Raw genomic sequence first — 21,590 nt, 5'->3', positions numbered from 1 at the left:
AAAAAAGTGTGAAAAATAGTTGAACATACTATTTTTCACACTATTTTAGAAGGAGATAGAATTTCACTCGTATTGCAGATTATTTACATAGTGGCGTTATTTTGAAATAGCGACTACATCAACTTATTGCTTCTTCAATGTCCCGGAGAAATTCGTGCCCTCACTACGTTCTGCACTACAATCTACTTCCGTAACTTTAAGGGCGTTATTTAAAAGGTCGAATTCCATTACACAACGATTACCGTTGGATGACTTGTTCATAACCGCTTTTTTGCTAGATGTAATCGTAGCGGTACCTTCCACACTGCCAACCTCAAGGCCATCATTTGTGGTAATAGAAATGTCGAAACTTTTGCTTGATGCATTTGAAATAATGGCATCACGGCGATTATAATCAGTTGAACCTTTGCCCCATTTATAATAGAAGCTATACGTACCTGCCCATGGACTTTTGCCAACCGTCGTTAGTTGCAATTGTTTATCTAACTGGTTTTGTGCATTAATCGCACGTGTATTTAAAGTAGTATTGCTTGCATTTTGAAAGATTTCTTCGGCATCCTCAGCAATATCATAGAAATTGCTTGAATCCATACGGTGTAGTATTGTCACAACTTGCGCACGTGTCATATTGTTCGAAATACCGAAAAACTTTTGTAAGTCACGATTTTCGTATTTGAAATTTTGCCCTGTTGAGATGTAATAGTCTAGTAAAAACTGAATCGAATCATTTAATCCTCGTTTACCCTCTGCTAGATGTGTGATTGCTTGAGCCATTACTCCTCGCTTGACAGCAGTTGCGCGAATGTTGTTATCAAAATAGCCGTTAAGTGGTACGCCATAGCTAGCGAGACGGTTGTAAAAATCATCTGACCAATTGGCAGTAGATGTTAGTTTTTTTAGTTCATCGTAGCTTTCCTCTAGTTCATAATAATTACTAAGCAACTTTGCAAATTGCTGTTCAGTTATCGTTGCATTTGGCTTAAATGAGCCATCTGCATAGCCGTCAATGATATCATATTCTGCCGCCCACATTACAGCATCATATGCAAAGTGTTCCTTTGTCACGTCTTTAAAACCTGCAGCCTCTACATTGTAGCTACCAATCACTACGAATACTGTAAGCAGGAAAATGCTCACTATTTTTTTCATTAACATTCTTCCTTTCTAGTTCTTACTATTTTTAGTTTGTCAGATATTGTTAAGAATTTCAAATTATAATAGGGTATAGCTTGGATATTATATGGTTTTCGAACTAAAGGTAGAATTGATTTGTTCTACTATTGAAATATTTTTGTATTTTCTATTAATTAATGAAATTTATTAAGAAAGACACAATTTATCCCTTTTATTTTCACTAGTAAGCGTGTATCGTTTAGTGAAGTATTAATTTACATAGAGAACAACTAGGAGTGTATGTAGTGACTATTAAATTAAGAAGTATATTAGCGTTCGGCATTATTGTTTTACTTGTATTCATAATGGGTATTTTTCAACAGCAAAATTCAAAATCTCAACTCGAACATATTCAGCAAGTTAAAGAAGAAACGCTTCAATCTGCGTTACTAGCGGATGAGATGAAATTAGCAGTTGTTCAAGTTCAACAATTCCTAACTGACATTAGTGCAACACGTGGTCAAAATGATTTAGATGACGGTTTTGAACAAGCTGAGAAATACAGTCAAATTTTTTATAAGAATTTAGAACAACTTAATATGTTACATCCGCAAGATATGGAAAAGTTAGAAGATATAAAAGTATCTTTTGATACCTATTATGCTACTGGAAAGAAGATGGCATCTAAGTATATCGAGGGTGGTCCAGAGCTTGGCAATCAAATCATGCTAGAATTTGATACTACATCTACAGAAATTAATGAAAAAGTAGGTGTTTTCCAGCAAGAAAGTATTCAACAAGTACAAAATTCATTAGGAAGTGTAGAAAACCTTATAAATAACAATAAAAAAATGTTCTTATTAATATTTGTCATTATTTTAGTAGTTTGTGTAGTTGTTGGGTTTGTTTTCGCGCGCTCAATAATTGTGCCTGTCAATAAACTTTCGGTAGTTGCCGAATTGATTGCTAAAGGTGATTTACGTCAAGAGGATATTGAAGTTAAAACAAAAGACGAAATAAAGCATTTAGCTGATTCATTTAATTTAATGAAGTCCAATTTATATAAACTTATTAATAGTGTAACTGCCAATGTTGAGCATACAACTTCCGCAGCAACTGAATTAGCAGCTAGTACCGATGAAATATCGCTTACTTCTAGTGACATTGCTAAACGTGTAGAATTAATGGCATTAAGTGATAATCAAGCTGCTGATACTGGACGAGAAATATCAAGCACTATGGATGAAACGGCTCATGGTGTACAACGTATCGCAGAAGCAACACAAATGCTACATTCTAAAGCGGTTGACACACAGTCCATTGCTAATGATGGAGAGAAAACGTTACATATTGCGGAAAAACAGATGATAATCATTCAGCAATCTTCTCACGAAACAAGTGAACGCATTCAACAGCTAAGTGAACAATCAGCTGAAATCGTCACTATTACAAATGTAATTACTGACATTACGGAACAGACGAATCTTCTAGCTCTCAATGCAGCCATCGAAGCTGCACGGGCAGGGGAACATGGTAAAGGATTTGCGGTCGTTGCTGATGAGGTCCGTAAACTAGCAGAGGAATCAAAAAGCTCTGCCAATCAAATTGTTGGCTTAATCGCAAACATCCAGCAAGATACGAAAGCAGTAGAAAAGGCTGTGGGGATAACAGTGGTAAATGTCAATGAAGGTGTTAAGTTTATACAAAATGCACAAAACGCCTTTGATGGTATCTTGGGATCAATTGAAGAAATGACTTTTCAGATTGAAGATGTATCTGCTTCTACACAGCAAGTCTCCGCAAGTACCGAAGAAGTGGCAGCATCTGTACATGAAATGTCTTCCTCAGCGAATAATGTTGCAGAACAATCGGAGGTTATTGCAGCTACTGTGGAAGAACAGACAGCAGCAATCCATGAAGTTAATTCTGTTGCCAAGACTTTAAGTGAAGAAGCACTGCTAGTGAAGGAAGAAATCAAAAAGTTTAAAGTCTAACTCATTGTTTTGATTTTTTGAAAGTACTAATACCATTAAATTATTGTTTAAGGAAAAATGTAGTGTAGTAAAGTTCGAGTATTTAAATCAAACCACATCTTAATTTAATTACCAATGATTAAAATTATTTTCAAAAAAGAGTTGATTATTCTTTCGGTTCAGCATATATCTTTCCTAAGAGAAACAAAATATCTCCATGGAAAGAAGAGTGGTGAAATGAAAAATCTGGGTGAATTTAAGCTAATATTTCTTCCGCTAGCTATCTTAATCGTTTTAACTGTATTATGGAAAATTACGGATTTTGTAGGATTGGCTGTTTTGATAATGGTCTTTTGGATGAGCTGGCGACAGCTTTTGAAGAAATTTATTATAAATGATTAAGTACGTAAAGAAGTTTCTACATGGGAAAGACACCATTTGAGCGTTGATCAAATGGTGTCTTATTTTAGTGTTAAAGCATTATAAGTTAAGCGAGGGTAAAGTTTTTATAATAAAATTATGTAAATTACCAATGCTACAATTGTAATAATCATTTTAAACGCTTCAAATTTGTAGACAGAATATGAGGGTAATGCCAGAATCAGATACCATATAGTAGATGTATTGATAAATACGTTGGAAATGTTCTTCATATATTCGATCAAAATCCATTTTTTCACCTCTCTATATATTTAGACGTTTGAGTAAGGAAAATTTGTATTTTTAAATAATTATTTTGGAAGAATGCTACTTTACATATCCAGTTATTCCGAGTGTACGGATTTTAGTGAGTTTTTGTAAAGTGTATAAACCCAATTGTAATTGATGTTTTGGTGATAAATTAAATATTTGTTAAATTTCATCAAGATAACAACTATAATTATACTTAAAGATGGAATTAGGGTAGAAAGGAAGTTTATATGATTAATAGAAATTCTATAGAGAAGTATGTTCATTCCACAGATGAACAGCAAAAGTTATATAAGCGTTCCTTGATAATTGTTATGTTGTCACAAGTATTTGGTGGGGCGGGACTTGCAGCAGGGATTACTGTTGGAGCTCTAATTGCGAAAGATATGTTAGGGACGGCAAGTTTTGCGGGGTTACCTGCAGCATTATTTACACTCGGCTCTGCGTTAGCAGCATTTATCGTAGGTCAACTTTCACAGCGATTTGGGAGACGTTATGGGTTATCTTTTGGATTCATAGCAGGAGGAGTTGGCGCTATCGGAGTAATCATTGCTGCCAACATTAACAGTTTAGCGTTATTATTCATCTCATTATTTATCTACGGAGCGGGGACTGCGACAAACTTACAAGCACGCTATGCAGGTACGGATTTGGCAAATGACAAGCAGCGAGCCACAGCTACAAGTATCGCTATGGTTGCGACAACATTCGGCGCAATTGCCGGACCTAACCTAGTGACACCGATGGGTAAAATTGCTACTGCAATCAGTATGCCAGCATTAGCCGGACCGTTCATTCTAGCAGCCGTAGCGTATATTTTGGCAGGACTTACTTTATTCATTTTTTTACGTCCAGATCCATTATTAGTAGCGAAAGCAATAGCAGATGAGCAACAGCATAAAGTAGCAGAGAATGTGAGTGCCTTGCAAAAAAAAGCGAATCGCATTGGTATTTTAGTGGGGGCACTTGTTTTAATATTGTCGCATGTCATTATGGTCTCTATCATGACGATGACACCTGTTCACATGCAAGGGCATGGCAGTAATTTAAGCGCTATTGGAATGGTAATTGGATTACATGTTGCATCCATGTACTTACCATCTTTGGGTACAGGTATACTTGTTGATAAAATAGGTCGAACGATTGTGGTAGTTGCCTCGGGTATAATATTGGCAGCTGCAGGCTTAGTAGCTGCGTTTGCACCTGGTGATTCAATGGTATGGGTAACACTTGCACTCATGTTATTAGGGCTAGGTTGGAACTTTGGCTTAATCAGTGGGACTACCATTATTATCGATTCGACAACTATTCATAATCGCGCAAGAACACAAGGTTCCGTAGACGTTTGGGTAGCACTAGCAGGATCTGCCGGAAGCATTTTATCAGGTGTTGTAGTGGCATATTCAAGTTATGCGATGTTAGGTTTTATCGGTACATACTTAGCCTTACTATTAATACCAGTAATGATCTGGGTGAGATTTAAAGTAAAATAATCCTCTGGCGCTCACATTATGATGAAAGCTGAATAAGCTAAGTGGACACTGAAAATTTTTTACGCTTGCTGATGAAATCAAGAAATCATATTATTCACACCAATTTTCAGTGATTAATTTTTATTTTGGTAAAGGGATGGTGTGTTTAATGGGTTTTTTTGATGGATTAATAGGAAATGCCTCAGAAACAAGTTTAGAAGCAGTAGAAAATGAGATTAAAGATTTATTAACGAAGTCAGAACATGTAGAACATGCATATAAAGTAATACGTGATTTATTTGTTTTCACAAATAAACGGCTTATTTTAATTGATAAGCAAGGCGTAACAGGGAAGAAAATCGAGTACCATTCCATACCGTATAAAAACATTGTACATTTCTCAGTAGAAACAGCCGGTAATTTTGATGTAGATGCTGAGATGAAAATATGGATCTCTGCGGGTGGTATTATTGAAAAAAGATTTAATAAATCTCTCAATATTTATAAAGTCCAAAATGTTTTGGCGGAATATGTATTAAAATAATAAAGGTAGCGCTATTTGCTTTAATCTTTACGCAAGAAAGGTTGTCTCAAATTAATTGAGGCAACTTTTTTTGTTTTGCGCGAAATATATGGAAATTTCAGACTCATTTCATATTAATAACCTAAAATGTATTTGAAGGAAAGGAGTGGTGTCAATGAAAAATAAAAGAATCAAGTTGGCTTTAGCAATGTTATTCGCTTGTACATTTACAAATGGAGTAATTGTACAAGCAGATGATGACCATGAAAAAGTGCACAAAAAATATAATAAGTACGAGGATTATGACGACGATGATGATCGTTATGAGTATGAATATGACGATGATGAAGATTACGATGAATATGATGATGACGACTATGAGTCCTATAATATGATTGGAGAAGAATACGATAAAGGAACTTGGAATATTTGGACAAGAACTTTAGTTGGAGAAAAAGAGGTTTTACCATTCGCAGCGTCAAAAGTGGTTAAGCTGAAAGTAGAGGATACAAATGATGAGTTGAGTTTTTCAGTCATCCCAAAAAACGGGGAGTTTTTTGTGCCAGGAAAAGAGGTCGCACAACTTTTAGGGGCTAAAACAACCTTTTACAAAACAAGCAAAATATTAGCTATTCAATATAAAGAGAATGAATTAATTTTTCGTTCAGGTACAAATGTTGTCTATGATAACGCTGTTAAAACTCCATTACCTGCAGCTGCTTTCTTATTAAATGGAGAACTATATTTGCCAATAAGTGCTATTACGAATGGATTAGGATATGTTGTGGAATGGCAAGAGAACAACCAACAGTTCTTATGTCAACCTCTAATCAAATAGGAGTGTGAAAATCATGAAAGATCCAAAGAAAGCTAAATGGTTATTGGGTACGTCTGGAGTAATGCTATCCGCAGTATTACTTGCACAAATGAATAATGCAACACAAGCTGAGACAACGAATTCAAATGTTTTTCAAATCACTGCTGAGCAAGAAGAAAGCATGACAAAGAAAGAAAAAGAATTAGTCCAACTGGATTGGACTAACTTTGAAATGGAAGTCGTGAATCAAGCATTAATAAAGAGTGAACGAAAAACGAGAAGAACATAATGGAGATGGATACACTTTCCCTACAATTAATGAATACGGATTTTTATATTGCTATTCCTAAGGGGATGAATACAACTTGGAAAGATACAGCTGAAAAATGGCTGCAATACGTAGCAAAAGAGTGGTCAAGATTCCAACCAAACAATGAGCTGTCTGAATTAAATACATTAAAAATAGGTGAGGCATTGCGAATAAATTCACATCTATACGATTGTTTGCGACTAGCAAATGATTATTATCTACAATCAAATGGGTTATTTTCACCATATTTGAAGTTACAACTAGAACGGCACGGCTATAATCAGTCATTTCCATTTGCAGAGGCCAAACAAAAATCATCCCAAGCTCATTTTATCGCAGGGAGACCATTTCAATTTCTAGATAATCAACAGGTTATGAAGGTAGCTCACCAAGAAATTGATCTGGGCGGCTTCGCTAAAGGGTATGCGATTGAAAAACTGGCAGAGTGGCTTGAAAATGAAGTCGCTCCAGATTACGGAATGGTAGATGGTGGTGGTGATCTAAAAGTATGGTCTACTGGGGAGAAAGTTTGGAAGATTGGTGTTGCAGATGCCATAGATATAGATAAAGAGATTAGCCAAATCAAAATTAAAACAGGCGCAATTGCAACTTCAAACCGAATATTTAGAAGTTGGACACAAAACAATATTTCAAAGCATCATCTATTGAATGGACGAACAGGAGAGGTTGCAAAAACGGATGTAATACAAGCAACAGTCGTAACATCTACAATGTGTAATGCCGAAGTATCTGCGAAGCTTTGTTTTCTAGTAGACGCCAGTGAGCAACAACAGTGGTTTGAAACAAATTTTCAAAGAAGTGCTCGTTTTCTCGTGAAAGAGGGGCAAAAAGGCTATTGGATTACGTCTGGAGGGGGAGCAAATGATAGCTAGTACATGGGAATTGATTAGGTTGTTTGGATTTCTAGCATATTTTTATTTTACAATCTCGATCATTTTTGGCCTGTTAAGGAAATCTTCTTATGTAAAATCACATAAAAATTTAATTTATCAAATACACCAAAATGCAGGATGGATGGGATTGTTTACGTTACTTGGTCATATGCTTCTACTGCTAAAAGATAACTATGAGCCATATAATTTGGGAGAGATTTTGATACCTTTTTTCTCTGAGTATGAGCCCGTAGCATCCGGTCTAGGAACAATTGCTTTTTATTTTTTTATAGTTGTGTTGATGACTTCAGATTTATGGATTAAAACAATGAAGCGGCCTTTATGGAAAAACATGCACTTTCTTGTATTGCCTGCTTGGATCCTGTCTTTATTTCATGGCACAAGTGTTGGTAGTGACACGGAAAATACATTGGTAATAATTTTTTATGCTGTGACAGCATGTTGTACTTTGCTCATATTGCTGCTAAGACGAATGATCAAAGAAAAAAAAGTTGGGGTGGCTCCTTAAGATAAAGCATCACTCGAAAAGAAAAGAAAGTATCAACTCCTCCAAGAATGGAAATGAGTTGATACTTTTATTATTTAAGAGGAAAGACGATAGTGAATGTTGTACCTTTTCCTATAATACTTGAAACAAAGATTTCTCCATTATGCTTTTCAACAATTGCTTTCGCTATGGCAAGACCTAAGCCAGTACCATTTCTTTGGCGGGCAGCATCACTACGGTAGAAGCGTTCAAATATTAACGATAGTTCATTTTCTGGAATACCTATTCCACAATCTTTCACTTTTATTTTAATTGAATGGCTATTTTTTAATAATGTCAGCGTTATTTTTCCTTTTTTAGTGTACGAAATAGCATTGTCCAAAAGTATATATATTAGTTCTTGGATTTTTGTAGTATCTCCAAGTAACTCAATACCATCTGCAATCTGTGTGTCAAACTGTATTTCAGGGGGCATTATTTTTTGGAATTTAGCACCTGTTTTCTCTACTAAATTTGAAAGCTGTATAACTTCTTTATGCTGAAACCATTGTTGCTGATCGTGACGCGCTAAAAATAGTAGCTTTTCCAAAAGTCCTTTCATTAGTTCTGCCTCGTCTTTCATGTCATGGATTAACTCTTTTCCAAAAGGACTTAGGTTATTTGCTTCGTCGAGTTCTAATATTTCAAGTGAACTGTAAAAAATACTGAGCGGTGTGCGCAATTCATGTGACGCATCGGATACGAATTTTTTCTGCTTATCAAATGACCATTGAATAGGAATCATTGCTTTACCAGCCATATAGTAACTTAGTAGTCCAATCAAGACTGTCGAAATACAGGTTAACAGAACAAGTAACTGTATAGTTTTTTTGAAAAAGTGTTGTTGTGAAGTGACGGATTTTCCTAAAACGATATATCCAACAACCTCATTATTTTCGACGATAGGTTTGTTGAGAAGAAGGAAATGCTCTTGCTGCCATTCTATACGACGTACTGCTTTTTCAGCAGTATTACTATTTGCAAATATTTTCTCAATCTCTTTATTCAATCCTCTATGTGATTCATCACCGTGAACAAAAACATGATCGTTCGTATAGATATAATAGAAAAAATTGCGATTCGGATCATAGCTTAATTTTTTTTGGTCACGATTCATATATTCATAAAAATCATGTTCTTGTTTTAAAGAGTAGGCTTCTAATTCTTCTAATTGTTGGGAATCCATCAACTTAACCAGCGAAAAATAAAGAATAATGAGGAAAAGCGAAAAAAATAAAAAATAAAGAATTGCATAAAATAATGATAGTTTTAATCTTGTTTTATGAAACACAATTATCCCTCAGTTTATAGCCAATGCCTCGTACATTTTGAATGCGTGATTTTTCTTGGCCATCATCTATTTTTTTTCGAACAAGTTTGACAAGTGCATCTAAAGAGTTATCTGAAACCTCGAAATCAAAGCCCCATATGTAAATACAAATTTGTTCCCTTGTTAACACGCGACTTTTATTGAGAAATAAATATTCTAATAGTAAAAATTCATTTCTGGTTAGTTCAATTTCTGTATCGTTGCATAGGAAAACGCGGGAATCTACATGTAGTAGTAGATTATCAACTTGGATAATTTGTTCGATGTCTTTTTCTTTTCTCCGTAAAATAGCTCGAATTCTTGCTAATAGTTCCTCCATTTTAAATGGTTTCACTAGGTAATCATCTGCTCCGCTATCTAAGCCTCTAATGATATCAGCTGTATCGTCTCTTGCAGTCAACATCAAAATACCGCCACTAAAACCCGCTTCACGTAGTTGCTGACAAACTTCGATACCACTTAGTAGAGGCATCATCCAGTCTAAAATTAGCAAATCATAACTTTCTACAAAGGTGCTGTCTATCGCATCTTGGCCATTATCAACCTCGACCACGTGGTGAAATTCCCTTTTTAAAATATATACAATATTTTTTCGTAAACGGGCATCATCTTCTGCTAGTAATATTTTCAAAGTAAATTCCTCCTGTTAAATTATATTCAGTATACTGTACGCTGAGAAAATGAAATTAAGCTGAAAATATCTATATTAAAGTTTTCCAATAGTTTAGTAGAATATTTCACAGTTAGAACAAAATCGATATGTATTCCATACTTCGATGAGAACTGAAATAATCCTCTTTTATAATTACCATAGATTGGTCAATACATATTAGGAGGAGCTAATTATGAATATTTTTAAATTTGTACCATTGTTGCTGTTAACAACATTTTTGATGGGTTCTTCTTTTGCAGTCGTCAAAATTGGTTTACCTTATTCATCACCATTGTTATTATCTGCATTACGATTTTTACTTGCAGGGGTCATTATGGCATTAGTAGTTATTGTGTTAAAAAGACCGCATCCTACAACGAAAAAAGACTGGCTAAAGATATTTACTATTGGAACATTCCAAACAGCCGGAGTAATGGGGTGTATTTTCTTAAGTTTACGAACGATTACGGCAAGTGAATCATCCATACTAACATTCATGAACCCATTGCTTGTAGTAATTTTTGCTACAATCTTTTTAAAGGTACGCTATAGAGTCTATCAATGGGGTGGTGTGGTACTAGGTATTATAGGTGTCGTAATTACAATGGGAGCACAAATTGAATTTAAGATTGGTATCGTTTACGGAATTCTTTCAGCTGTTTTCTGGGCGACTGCTACGTTGTTAGCTAAAAAATGGGGCGTATTTTTCGATACGTGGGTGCTTTCAGCTTATCAAATGCTTTTTGGAGGATTACTATTATTACTAGGAAGCATTACTCTTGAAGAACCATTTTTCATTGTAAACAGTCATTCAATATTTATTTTACTATGGTTAAGCATCTTATCCTCCATAGTTCAATTTGCTGTCTGGTATTATCTTTTACAAAAAAGTGATCCAGGAAAAACGAGTGCCTTTCTATTTTTAGCACCATTCTTTGGTGTATTAACTGGTTGGCAATTACTTGATGAGCCGCTATATCCATCACTACTAGTTGGCGGTTTGTTCATTATTATGGGTATCTTCTTAGTCAATCGTAATTCTCAGTCGAAAAAATGATAGAATAGCTCGAATTTTCTTTTGAAATTATGTTAATTAGTATCATATTTTCCGTTTCGTGTATAATGAAAAAGAGAATTTTTCTGATATTAGATAGATTAAAAATAAGGAAGAAGAACAAAGGAATAGGAGCTGAGTTGATGAGGGAGAAGGTACTCATCAACTCAACTTAAATATTTCTATTTAACTATTCCCAATGAATTTCAAATTAATCAAATGGAAAATAAATAAGTAAAAGGGAGAAAGTGATGGATAAATTATTACATGAAATCGTAGATTGGGTTAGTGGTACTGATAAACAAATTGTTATTGGCATTTCAGGACACGGAGCTGCTGGAAAAACAACGTTTGCCAATAAGCTTGTAAACCTTCTAAAGCAAAATGAAGTAAATTATATTAATACAGATCCGTATATTGTTTGTTCGGACATTCGAAAAAATGTAGTTATTAACTATACATATCAAAACGAAAGTCATCATTATAAAATGACCGCTTGTCATCCAGCAGCACATCATTTGCCTTCTTTAGAACGAGACGTTCAGATGGTAAAAGCCGGTTTAGATTTTTATACAATAGATACAAATTATCTGAAAAGTGCGTTGGTTTCTTCAAAAAGTAAAGTTACAATTGTAGAAGGTATGAGTGTCGCATTTATTAATCCTGATTTATTTGATTTGAAAATTTACTTCTATACAGATGGCGAAACGGAATTATTAAGAAGGTCAGGTCGTGATATTGTTGAAAGAGGAATCGACATTCAATATTTATGGCAGTCACATGCAGAACGTAGAATCCAGTACGAAGTGTTTATGCATCCATACAGTCAGCATTTTGATCTTATTATCAAAAATTCCACGGAAGCAATATGCATAGAAAAAAATGCATTTGCCCATTTCAAACATTAAATATGGACCAGATAGTTGGCTATCTTTAGAATGATGAAACAACTCCAAATATATGGTTAGAAGGAACAAAGGAGATTTGGTCTGCAAAAAGAACATTTCCACACTTATTAAGAAATAGGAGAAGGGTGAGTCATATGTCCTTTTCCACCATAAAATCCGAATATCAATAAATAGGAAGGTTTCACCCCGAGATAGTCTAACTTCTCGGGGTTTTGTCTATTAGACGTCGATATGAAACACTTGTTTAAAGCCAACTTTCCCAACATCAGTGATTTTAATAGCTCGGATAGATGGAACTTTCATAATCCACCCTAAATCCAAAAAGTGTGTAAGTAGCCCATGACCTAAAGCACCAGCTAGATGATAGCGTCTTTCACTCCAATCTAAACAAACGTTTGAAAATGAGCGACGTTTTCTTTTTAATGTTTTTAAATCAATTCCGAATTCCGTAAAAAATTGTTCCCCTGTAGGTGTCATGACAAACTCTTTTTCTACTTTCTTCAAATAACCAGCTTCTAACATTGAATCGGTTAGTGCCACCCCTAATTTTCCTGCTAAATGGTCATAGCAGGTTCTAGCTTCTTGCAATAGCTTCATTTGACTTGATTGTTTTAATGAGGATACTTCAGGAAGCGGGGAGATGGCTAGAAAGGACTCTATAAACTGTGCAATTTCTTCACTGGCTAGCTGGAAATAGCGATGCCGGCCTTGTTTTTCGACGGTAACGAGTTTACCTTCTACTAATTTAGTTAGATGAAAGCTAGCTGTTTGAGGTTTAATGCCGGCCATATAGGCTAGTTCACTTGCAGTATGAAAACGTCCGTCCATCAAGCTTGCGAGAATGGTTGCCCGGGAAGTCTCACTTAGGAGAGAGGCTACTTTTGCCATATTAGGATTAATGCTCATGTTGTTCCACCTTTTTTCGCATTCTATACTTCGATTATAGTTGTAATGTTAATTGTTTACAATGGTGAGTAAAGAAAAGGAGGTATTGGGATGGATACATATTATGCAGTAATCTTTACTTCCCAAAGTACAGAAAAAGATGAAGCTGGCTACGATAGCATGTCGGCTAGAATAGAAGAATTAGTAAGGGAGATTCCTGGATTTATTCGATTGGAAGGTATGAGAAATCCAGAAGACAGGGTATTACAGTTTCATATTGGGAATCTTAAACGCTATTCAAGCTTGGAAAATGTATAAAGAACATCAAGTAGCACAGCTAATAGGAAAAGAAGTATGGTACAGCCAATACATTGTTGAAGTATGTAAAGTTATTCGGGCCTATTCGTTTTTGGTATTGTAAGTTAGATAGTGATAAAGTTATTATGGGTATTTTCTTTTTAAGTTTTATTTGCAATTTCAAATCCACTACTGATATGATTGGATTTTCCGAATCGGATAGGTCGATTCGTTTGAAAATGCTAGGAGAGAGAGGGTATCTATGAGCGAACAATTTATCGAGCTTATCAATGCAAGAGAGAACAATCTAAAAAATGTAGATTTACAAATTCCTAAGGGGAAAATAACAGTATTCACAGGTGTATCTGGTTCAGGAAAGTCTTCCATTGTGTTTGACACAATTGCACAAGAAGCTGGACGCCAATTAAATGAAACATACAGTAACTTTATTAGAACCTTTTTACCTCGGTACAGCAGACCTGAAATTGATGAAATCCGAAATCTCTCGACAGCAGTTGTAGTGGACCAAAAACGTTTAGGTGGCAATGCACGTTCTACGTTAGGAACAATATCGGATATTCTTCCATTATTCAGATTGCTGTTTTCACGTTTCGCTACGCCGCATCTTGGTGCTGGCCATATGTATTCATTTAATGATCCAAATGGAATGTGCCTTACGTGTGAGGGCATCGGCAAAGTTATTACATTAAATCTCGATGCAGCACTTGATCGTAATAAATCATTAAATGAGGGGGCAATTCTTTTACCAGGCTATTCACCAGATACCTATCAATGGAAGGTTTATGGTGAATCCGGCTTCTTTGATAATAATAAAAAAATAAAAGATTATTCAAAAGAAGAATTACAAAAGTTTTTATATGCTGATCCTGAGAAAATTAAGGTGCAATATGTTGGTAGTGATATCAATACCACATATGAAGGCTTGGTGGTCCGATTCATGCGACAAACCGTCAATACAGAAAAAGAAGCCTCAAAAAGAAGCTTGAAAATAATAAAAGATTTTACTACTTCATGCACTTGTCATGCTTGTGAAGGTAAGCGTTTTAATGAAAATGTACTTTCTTCTAAGCTTTATGGTTACTCGATTTATGATGTAACTGCCATGCAATTAACAGAGCTTATTGAGGTTCTTAAAACGTGGGAAGAACCACAAGCCAAGCCTATTATTGCAAGTGTTTTGGAGCGTTTAACGAATTTATGTGATATCGGCTTAGGTTATATGAGTTTAAATCGTGAAACATCTACATTGTCGGGTGGCGAGTCTCAACGTGTGAAAATGGTGAAGTACTTATCAAGTGACTTAACAGGCCTCCTTTACATTTTTGATGAACCAAGTACAGGGCTGCATCCACGTGATGTTTATCGACTAAATGACTTGCTTGTGAAGATTCGTGATAAGGGCAATACAGTTCTAGTTGTGGAGCATGATCCAGATGTCATTCAAATTGCAGATTATATCGTCGATGTAGGACCACATGCTGGTTCTAAAGGCGGTCATATTATGTATTGTGGGGATTATCAAGGTTTACTTAAAACAGATACATTGACTGCGAAATTTTTAAGTGAGCAATCACCGATTAATTCGAATCCAAGACTTGTAACAGAGTTTTTTGAAAGTCAAAAAAGCAGTCTTCATAATTTAAAAGATGTTAGTCTACGTGTACCTAAAGGTGTATTTACCGTAGTAACTGGTGTGGCTGGTTCAGGGAAAAGCACACTAGTGAACCAAGTATTTGCTAAGGATTTTCCCGAAGCCTTACGCATCGATCAAAACGCTCTACACGCAACGAGTCGTTCAAATGCCGCTACATTCTTAGGAATTATGAATAGCATTCGAAAAGCATTTGCTCAAGCAAACCAAGTGGATAGTAGTTTATTTAGCCATAATTCAGCTGGTGCTTGCCCAACATGTAATGGGGCAGGAATTGTCGAATTGAATTTATCATTTATGGATAAAATGGAGACAGAATGTAGTGACTGCGAGGGTAATCGCTATCGTCAAGACGTTCTTGGCTATTTATATAAAGACAAAAATATTGTAGAAGTAATGGACATGACAGTGCTAGAAGCATTAGATTTTTTTGAGGCGAGGGATATTCGAAGCAAATTGAAAAGTCTTGAGACTGTTGGACTTTCCTATTTAACGCTAGGTCAGCCGTTATCAACATTGTCAGGTGGAGAATGTCAACGATTGAAGTTAGCAAAAGAATTAAAAACGGATGGTAATATTTATATTCTCGATGAGCCGACAACAGGTCTACATTTATCCGATGTATCGAACATTATTAGTATTATTAACGAATTGGTTGAAAAGGACAATACGGTAATTGTGATTGAGCACAATGTAGATGTTATTCGTCAAAGTGATTGGATTATTGATATTGGGCCACAAGGTGGTACAGAAGGTGGTCAGATTTTGTATGAAGGTCCACCAGCTAACATCAAACAATGTACACAGTCGATAACAGCGAAATATATTTAAAATGAGATAGCGGGTAGATTACTACCAGCTATCTCATTTTTATTTTATACTCGAATACCTAATTGGATATTCTGGACGTTGTAGCTTCAATTATAGGAATCTATTATTTTTAATAGACATCAATTAGAAATGGTTAACAAAAATGATGATTAACCAAGACTGACTTTGAGTTCCCTTCTAATTAGCAGAACACCAATAATATATACAATTGAAATCGCTAAAGGGACAAAAGTGAATGCTTCTTCAACAAAGAATCCTCCTAATATTAAAGAGGAGAAACAAATACCTAAAACCACAAATAAATAAGCTTTGCTTTTATATATCCACATATATGGTAGGAAATGAGATCCTGCAAGTAAACCGATTGTGAAGGGAAGGTATTCGGGTATATTCATATATACAATTATAAATACAGGAATATAAAAAGCTTGAGGGGCTGCAACTATCCCAGCTAAAGTGCCTAACGGGTTACCAGTAGCGAATAAATTAACACCAAAGAGGGTGCTAATTAGAATTCCAATAGGGAAAATGGCGCCTAAGCCAAATATCCAAGTTAAATGTACAACTTTCATTGGTAAAAATAAGGGCATAAGGGTGAAAATTAAAAAGATGATAGCGCCAGACAGTAAAATGGGAAACCCTTTTTTTGTTTCGAGTATAACTTCTTTTTGTAAATCCTCCAGTGTCTTATTCATAAGTTTACTCCTTTGTTAAATTATTGTAATGCTTCTAATAATATATCAGTATTTAACTTTCTTTACTATAAATGATTTTAATCCTAATCCTAAATCTAACAATCGATACGAGTAACTACGTGAAAACAAAAGAATGACAAAGATATAAAAATAACTTATTGAACAAGACGAGGACCTATACATAGAACGAATGCTATGGAATTTGTTATGAGATACACCCAAAAGTTATTTTTATAGAATGTTTACGTCCATTTATTGAAACAGTTCTCCTTTAATAGCAACTAAGATTTAATTTAACAAGAGAAAAGGTTTTGTTATTTTCTTATTATGAGTATTTATTTAGCTTGTTTAATAGATGAGTGCTAAATAATTGTTACTATTCAATGATCGAAACAGTTTGGTTGTAAAAGGATGATGAATAAGGACATCATTTGTTTAGAAGAGCTCTGTGAGAGGGTTCTTTTTGATTAAATTGGAAAAATGTTTAATGTATCAAATTATGATATAACTATGGACAGATATATCACAACATGATATATTTTTTAAAAGTAGATATATCTTTTTGTGATATATCTTAAAAAGATATAGAAGGTGATGGGTTGAAGAAAACTGAGCAGTTAACGGATTCAATGTTCTATATTATGGCTGCTTTAACTAAACCTAGGCACGGTTACGCTATTATGACCTTAGTTGAAGAAACAACAGAAGGTGTTATTACGATAGGTCCTGCTTCGATGTACACAATTATTAAAAAATTATTAAATCAAGAGTGGATATATTTGTATGATGGGTCAGATTCAAGGCGTAAAACATATTTGCTTACAGACAAGGGCAGAGAAGTATTAGAAGAAGATATGAAGCTAAGAAAACTGATGATCCAATTAGCAGAGACAGGGTTAAAGGAGGTTGAAGAATGAGACAAAGAAAGTATATTACTTCAGGTGGATTAGCTTTTTCTGAGGATAAGGATATGGAAAAATTACGCCGATTTTCATTGAAGGGTTGGCATGTCAGTAAATTTAAGTTTATGGGGTATACGCTTGAAAAAGGGGAATGCACAGATTACATCTATAGTGTCGATTATCGTTCAATGAAAAAGGATGAAGCAGAGGAGTACTTTGACTTTTTTGCATCTGCTGGATGGTCGCATATTACTTCAGAAGGAGATATTCATTTATTTCGAGCACTTCCTAATACAACACCGATTTATAGTGACCGTGACACATCCATCGTAAAGTATGAAAATTTAGCCCGTTCAATGAATCATTTTGCCATTCCGTGCGTTTTAATAACAGTACTTGCATGGGTAGGAGTAATGATAAGCTCTGGTACATTACATTCAATAATGTCTGTAATAGCAGTTATTTTGACTGCCATTGCCTTTCCAACTACTTTGACTGTATTCGCAACATATAAAAACAAGTGGAAGATAGAAGAAAAAAAAGGATTAGTTAATCTTTTTAAAGCTATAATAGCCTTTCTCTTCTCAATAGCTGTTTTTATGTTGTTATATAACGTTAACAGTTCAGTTAACATATTAGCGTCTTCTGTCATTGGACCAATTGCAGGAGCATTCGCCTTTCCAATCGTTATTTGGGTCTTTATGTCTCTTTGGCATAAAATGAGCGGGAAGAATGCGTAGTGTAGGAGTCGAATAATAAAGTTTTAGACATTGTTATTGAGCTAAAACGGATTGTGATAAATACAAATGGTGAATTAATAAGTACTTGAAAACATATTCTTCAACTTTTACCAGCAGATAGTTGTGAAAGGTCATGTAAAAGAAAGAAATTCGAAAATAGGAGGATAAAATGGAGATAAATTTAATTTGGATAGCTGTTGGATTAGCTGTTTTAGGCTATTTTATAGGTGATGGTTTAAGAAATTTTGGTAACTCTAAAAAAGGCTCGAGCTATTATTATTTCCTAAAAGAAAATGAATTACATTACTATGTAAATCTAAGTGAAAATGAAATTAAAGAATTATTACGTGAATATCCAGGTGCACCTAATGTCGTATTGAATGGCAATACATACTACCCAACAAGACAGTTTCAAGATTGGCTACACAATATTGAACTAAATAATAAGTAAATGAATGAATTGGCATAGCAGTTTCAATACAAGAAATATCAAAATAAAAAGACAGTGTTTATTCTACACATACTGTAGATAAATTCTGTCTTTTTGTTTTAACAGCAACGATTTTTTTGACAAGCAGAAATAGGCATTTGTTTGATGTGATTTCCAAGAGCTTAGTTTTTACCTGCTTTATGTGCAATCATTTTCTAATGATAATCTTGTGCCACATCAATGGTCTTTCTTTATGTTAGGCTGTTTTCGTATCGATTGTTGCTCTCTTGAAAATACTGAGTATGGTTGAATATAATGCATTTTCAGAAGGCGTTCAATAATGTGGAGATATTTGTATGAAGAAGTCGGAGAATTAAAAAAAGCAGATCGACTAGCCTTTTTTAACGCAATGAAACAAGACTTATATCCTAAAGAAGAAAATAAAATGGAAAGATTACTTCCTAAGATCAAGGAGTTTCAGTTTTCGTCTGGTTTAGGTTGTCTTCATTGTGGAAGTAATGCTGTTAAACGTAATGGTAAATACCGTTCTAGACAAAGATATTTATGTAAGATTACATAAAAACTTGCCATTTGAAAATTGGGTAGAGGAAAGGCTTATTTCAGCTTGTCAAAAATCTAACTATTTTACAGTTGAAGCATTAAGAAATGATAAAAAGCACCATTTATTAGATGCTTTTTAAGTGGATTATTATTAAACTTACCGTGCAGGTGAGTTTAGGTACAGTTTGATTCTAATATGTTGTCATCTAAACTAATTATAAATATTTATATATTAAGTGCTACTTTTAATTTTCCCTATATGAATTGTGAGTTGGACTAAATAAATCTTCCCCTGAATTTCTAACAATAGAAAAGTGATCAACATTAAAATGACCGTGAAGTGTAGTATTGTGGTGTCTTATTATTTGTTCTGGACTTAAAACTTCATTGCCCAATGTTGAATGCCCATCATCAACTAATGTTACATCAAAACCACTAATAGTTGCTGTTCTGACAGCACTATCTATACAATGCTGTGTTTCACAGCCCATAATCACAATATGTTCAATATGCTGTGATTTTAAATGTTCAAGTAGGCCAGTTCTATAAAAGGCGTTTGTTGCAGATTTATCGAAAATCCTTGATTCAGAGGGTATACTGATTTCATTGTGAATTTGAAATCCATTACCTTCTCCTTCAGCAACATCAAGATCTCTTACGAACACAACTTGAACACCTAATTCACTTGCTTTTTCAATTACTTTATTGATATTCCTGATAAGTTGCTCTTTATTGAATATTGGATTTACTTCTTGACTCCCATCAATTAATTCTTGTTGAACATCAATGACTAATAATGTTTGATTCAAATAAATTTCCCCTTTCAAAATGTAGGGAAACGCTAAAGTGTTTATTTAGTTAGTCGTAATCCCTTAATAAATTTTCAAGCTAACATTTCCTTTGTTTGTCATAATATCTAACTCCAAAATAAAAATTGTCTTAATTATAATTATCAGACTATTAAAGTGTAACATATTTGTTCTGTTAATTGTAAATAACTGTATAAATATTGTAACGTTTTTAACCAAAGGAGAACTTTAGTTGAAATTTCGATTCACGAATTAGCAAAACAAAAGACAGAATTTAATCTACACGTTTTGTTGATTAAATCTGCTTTTTAGTTTTAATAGCAACAATCTTTGCGAAAACAGCCTTATGTTAATTAAATATGTTTTGCCATCAATAACTGTTCTGTAAGCGTATCAAAACCGTAACGATTGACAAATTTAAAAAAAGATTCGCGTTTCTTTCCATGCTCAGAATAAATCTCTACGACCTTGTCGATTAGTGTATAAAGTTCTTCGGGCTGGAGTTGAGCTTTCACTAACTTGCCAACTCGTGCATCTGCTCCTTTAGGATAACCGCTAATATACAGATCATAGCCATTTTTACCTCTTAAGACACCAATATCATTCACAAGAGGTTCTCAAGATCCGATAGGGCAACCAGCGTAAGCTAGGCGAAGTGTGAAGGGAACTGGCTTGCCAGTGATTCGACGGTTAATTTATTTGGCAACTGGCTTACCTTCTTGCTCCTCATCTTTACAAAAGTTGCAGTGATGAAAACTTTTAATGGTATTACAAACAGGGTATACCGCTAGTCCAACTTCAATAAACTTTTTTGTGATAAATTCTACATTACTTTCAAAGACTTCTATATAAAGTTGTTGAAACGTCGTTAGTTCCAATTCTTGCTCCTCTAAATATTAAGCGAGTAATACCAGCTGCTTGGCATTGAGTTTTGAACCAAAGCCAATACCTCCATTAACAGCCAATTTTTTTTCTGTTTCAGTCATAACAACATTTACCTTTCTATTGAAAAAGCATTTTCGGAAGCAGATATGAACCGAATTTTGAATTTATCGAAAGTGCCTTTTCATTTTTAATTTAAATTGATGAGTTTCACAATTTTCTTTAAAGACTATTAGCTTATTGAATTGACTACTGCATAATAGTGAAGCTCAATTGTTGCTTGGCTATCATCATATTCCACTGCATTTTCATCATTTGCTATGCTGCCTTCAATTTTATACATGCTATTGCTAACTGTGTTTATACAGCTACCGCATGCCATCTCTTGTCCTATTGCTTTTTATACATATAGAGGGTATATGGACGAGAAAAAATTCCTTATATTAAATAAATCTGAGAAGATCTACATACACTTAACACAGATGTAGAACGTGCGTATAAAAAGTAAGTGGATCACCTAATAAATGATTGTTCCAGCTGTGCAAGTGAATCATCTTTATCCGTACCTTACCGCAACTATACTACTATACCTATGTAAGGTATA

At 34.5% G+C, this 21,590-nt stretch carries 21 protein-coding genes and 2 pseudogenes; 16 read left to right on the top strand and 7 right to left on the bottom strand.

The window, feature by feature from the left end; genetic code table 11:
- Positions 1–123: 123 nt before the first annotated feature.
- Complete coding sequence (locus tag ACIQZG_RS15820; RefSeq protein ID WP_402756447.1) at positions 124–1,149, bottom strand: S-layer homology domain-containing protein; 1,026 nt, start codon at positions 1,147–1,149, stop codon at positions 124–126.
- 269 nt (positions 1,150–1,418) lie between these two features.
- On the opposite strand from ACIQZG_RS15820, the gene ACIQZG_RS15815 reads away from it, so the two are divergent.
- The 8 genes from ACIQZG_RS15815 (at position 1,419) to ACIQZG_RS15780 (ending at position 8,320) form a co-directional block, all read left to right on the top strand.
- Complete coding sequence (locus tag ACIQZG_RS15815) at positions 1,419–3,107, top strand: methyl-accepting chemotaxis protein (RefSeq protein WP_402756446.1); 1,689 nt, start codon at positions 1,419–1,421, stop codon at positions 3,105–3,107.
- Between the two features lie 114 nt (positions 3,108–3,221).
- Complete coding sequence (locus ACIQZG_RS15810; protein ID WP_402756445.1) at positions 3,222–3,488, top strand: hypothetical protein; 267 nt, start codon at positions 3,222–3,224, stop codon at positions 3,486–3,488.
- Positions 3,489–4,006: 518 nt separating this feature from the next.
- Positions 4,007–5,269, top strand: coding sequence for an MFS transporter (locus tag ACIQZG_RS15805; protein WP_402756444.1), 1,263 nt, complete (start codon positions 4,007–4,009; stop codon positions 5,267–5,269).
- Between the two features lie 148 nt (positions 5,270–5,417).
- Positions 5,418–5,792: a PH domain-containing protein gene (locus tag ACIQZG_RS15800; RefSeq protein WP_402756443.1), complete on the top strand. Its 375-nt coding sequence runs from the start codon at positions 5,418–5,420 to the stop codon at positions 5,790–5,792.
- A 154-nt stretch (positions 5,793–5,946) separates the two neighbouring features.
- Positions 5,947–6,609 carry a copper amine oxidase N-terminal domain-containing protein gene (locus tag ACIQZG_RS15795; protein WP_402756442.1) on the top strand — a complete coding sequence of 221 codons (663 nt, stop codon included), beginning with the start codon at positions 5,947–5,949 and terminating at the stop codon, positions 6,607–6,609.
- Between the two features lie 13 nt (positions 6,610–6,622).
- Entirely contained in the window at positions 6,623–6,877 is a 255-nt protein-coding gene (locus ACIQZG_RS15790; RefSeq protein ID WP_402756441.1) for a hypothetical protein, read from the top strand.
- Complete coding sequence (locus ACIQZG_RS15785; RefSeq protein WP_402756440.1) at positions 6,877–7,791, top strand: FAD:protein FMN transferase; 915 nt, start codon at positions 6,877–6,879, stop codon at positions 7,789–7,791. The genes ACIQZG_RS15790 and ACIQZG_RS15785 overlap by 1 nt, the downstream gene beginning before the upstream one ends.
- Positions 7,781–8,320, top strand: a complete 540-nt coding sequence (locus ACIQZG_RS15780; RefSeq protein WP_402756439.1) for a ferric reductase-like transmembrane domain-containing protein — start codon at positions 7,781–7,783, stop codon at positions 8,318–8,320. Before ACIQZG_RS15785 ends, ACIQZG_RS15780 begins: the two co-directional genes overlap by 11 nt.
- Before the next feature lie 70 nt (positions 8,321–8,390).
- Here the strand turns inward: ACIQZG_RS15780 and ACIQZG_RS15775 are convergent, their stop codons facing one another.
- A complete protein-coding gene (locus ACIQZG_RS15775; RefSeq protein WP_402756438.1) occupies positions 8,391–9,629 on the bottom strand; it encodes a sensor histidine kinase in 1,239 nt (412 codons plus the stop codon).
- Positions 9,619–10,299, bottom strand: a complete 681-nt coding sequence (locus ACIQZG_RS15770) for a response regulator transcription factor (RefSeq protein ID WP_402756437.1) — start codon at positions 10,297–10,299, stop codon at positions 9,619–9,621. Before ACIQZG_RS15770 ends, ACIQZG_RS15775 begins: the two co-directional genes overlap by 11 nt.
- Before the next feature lie 214 nt (positions 10,300–10,513).
- Between ACIQZG_RS15770 and ACIQZG_RS15765 the strand changes: the two genes are divergently transcribed.
- Both ACIQZG_RS15765 and ACIQZG_RS15760 read left to right on the top strand, forming a co-directional pair.
- Positions 10,514–11,377, top strand: a complete 864-nt coding sequence (locus tag ACIQZG_RS15765) for a DMT family transporter (protein ID WP_402756436.1) — start codon at positions 10,514–10,516, stop codon at positions 11,375–11,377.
- Positions 11,378–11,625: 248 nt separating this feature from the next.
- Positions 11,626–12,282 (top strand): uridine kinase family protein, encoded by a 657-nt coding sequence (locus ACIQZG_RS15760; protein ID WP_402756435.1) that lies wholly within the window; start codon positions 11,626–11,628, stop codon positions 12,280–12,282.
- A 219-nt stretch (positions 12,283–12,501) separates the two neighbouring features.
- On the opposite strand, the gene ACIQZG_RS15755 is transcribed toward ACIQZG_RS15760, so the two are convergent.
- Positions 12,502–13,188 (bottom strand): ArsR/SmtB family transcription factor, encoded by a 687-nt coding sequence (locus ACIQZG_RS15755; protein WP_402756434.1) that lies wholly within the window; start codon positions 13,186–13,188, stop codon positions 12,502–12,504.
- 90 nt (positions 13,189–13,278) lie between these two features.
- Between ACIQZG_RS15755 and ACIQZG_RS15750 the strand changes: the two genes are divergently transcribed.
- Together ACIQZG_RS15750 and ACIQZG_RS15745 are read left to right on the top strand one after the other, a co-directional pair.
- Positions 13,279–13,485: an antibiotic biosynthesis monooxygenase family protein gene (locus tag ACIQZG_RS15750; protein ID WP_402756433.1), complete on the top strand. Its 207-nt coding sequence runs from the start codon at positions 13,279–13,281 to the stop codon at positions 13,483–13,485.
- Positions 13,486–13,726: 241 nt separating this feature from the next.
- Positions 13,727–15,967, top strand: a complete 2,241-nt coding sequence (locus tag ACIQZG_RS15745) for an ATP-binding cassette domain-containing protein (protein ID WP_402756432.1) — start codon at positions 13,727–13,729, stop codon at positions 15,965–15,967.
- A gap of 149 nt (positions 15,968–16,116) precedes the next feature.
- Here the strand turns inward: ACIQZG_RS15745 and ACIQZG_RS15740 are convergent, their stop codons facing one another.
- Positions 16,117–16,662: a DUF7010 family protein gene (locus tag ACIQZG_RS15740; protein ID WP_402756431.1), complete on the bottom strand. Its 546-nt coding sequence runs from the start codon at positions 16,660–16,662 to the stop codon at positions 16,117–16,119.
- Positions 16,663–17,261: 599 nt separating this feature from the next.
- Between ACIQZG_RS15740 and ACIQZG_RS15735 the strand changes: the two genes are divergently transcribed.
- The 4 genes and pseudogenes from ACIQZG_RS15735 to ACIQZG_RS15720 form a co-directional block, all read left to right on the top strand.
- Positions 17,262–17,579, top strand: coding sequence for a PadR family transcriptional regulator (locus tag ACIQZG_RS15735; protein WP_402756430.1), 318 nt, complete (start codon positions 17,262–17,264; stop codon positions 17,577–17,579).
- Positions 17,576–18,304 (top strand): DUF2812 domain-containing protein, encoded by a 729-nt coding sequence (locus ACIQZG_RS15730; RefSeq protein ID WP_402756429.1) that lies wholly within the window; start codon positions 17,576–17,578, stop codon positions 18,302–18,304. Before ACIQZG_RS15735 ends, ACIQZG_RS15730 begins: the two co-directional genes overlap by 4 nt.
- A gap of 169 nt (positions 18,305–18,473) precedes the next feature.
- Positions 18,474–18,755: a DNA-binding protein gene (locus tag ACIQZG_RS15725; protein ID WP_402756428.1), complete on the top strand. Its 282-nt coding sequence runs from the start codon at positions 18,474–18,476 to the stop codon at positions 18,753–18,755.
- A gap of 319 nt (positions 18,756–19,074) precedes the next feature.
- Positions 19,075–19,305 (top strand): annotated as a pseudogene (locus tag ACIQZG_RS15720) (transposase-like zinc-binding domain-containing protein); the annotation flags it as partial.
- A gap of 235 nt (positions 19,306–19,540) precedes the next feature.
- On the opposite strand, the gene ACIQZG_RS15715 reads toward ACIQZG_RS15720, so the two are convergent.
- Positions 19,541–20,104 carry a cysteine hydrolase family protein gene (locus ACIQZG_RS15715; protein WP_402756427.1) on the bottom strand — a complete coding sequence of 188 codons (564 nt, stop codon included), beginning with the start codon at positions 20,102–20,104 and terminating at the stop codon, positions 19,541–19,543.
- Positions 20,105–20,457: 353 nt separating this feature from the next.
- Positions 20,458–21,090: pseudogene (locus tag ACIQZG_RS15710) on the bottom strand (nitrite reductase).
- Positions 21,091–21,590 lie beyond the last annotated feature (500 nt).

It is taken from the genome of Lysinibacillus sp. NPDC096418, from assembly GCF_044762775.1.
Taxonomy (GTDB): domain Bacteria; phylum Bacillota; class Bacilli; order Bacillales_A; family Planococcaceae; genus Lysinibacillus.
The sequence above is the reverse complement of the archived record's forward strand: the minus strand, read 5'-3'. Positions and strand labels throughout refer to the sequence as shown.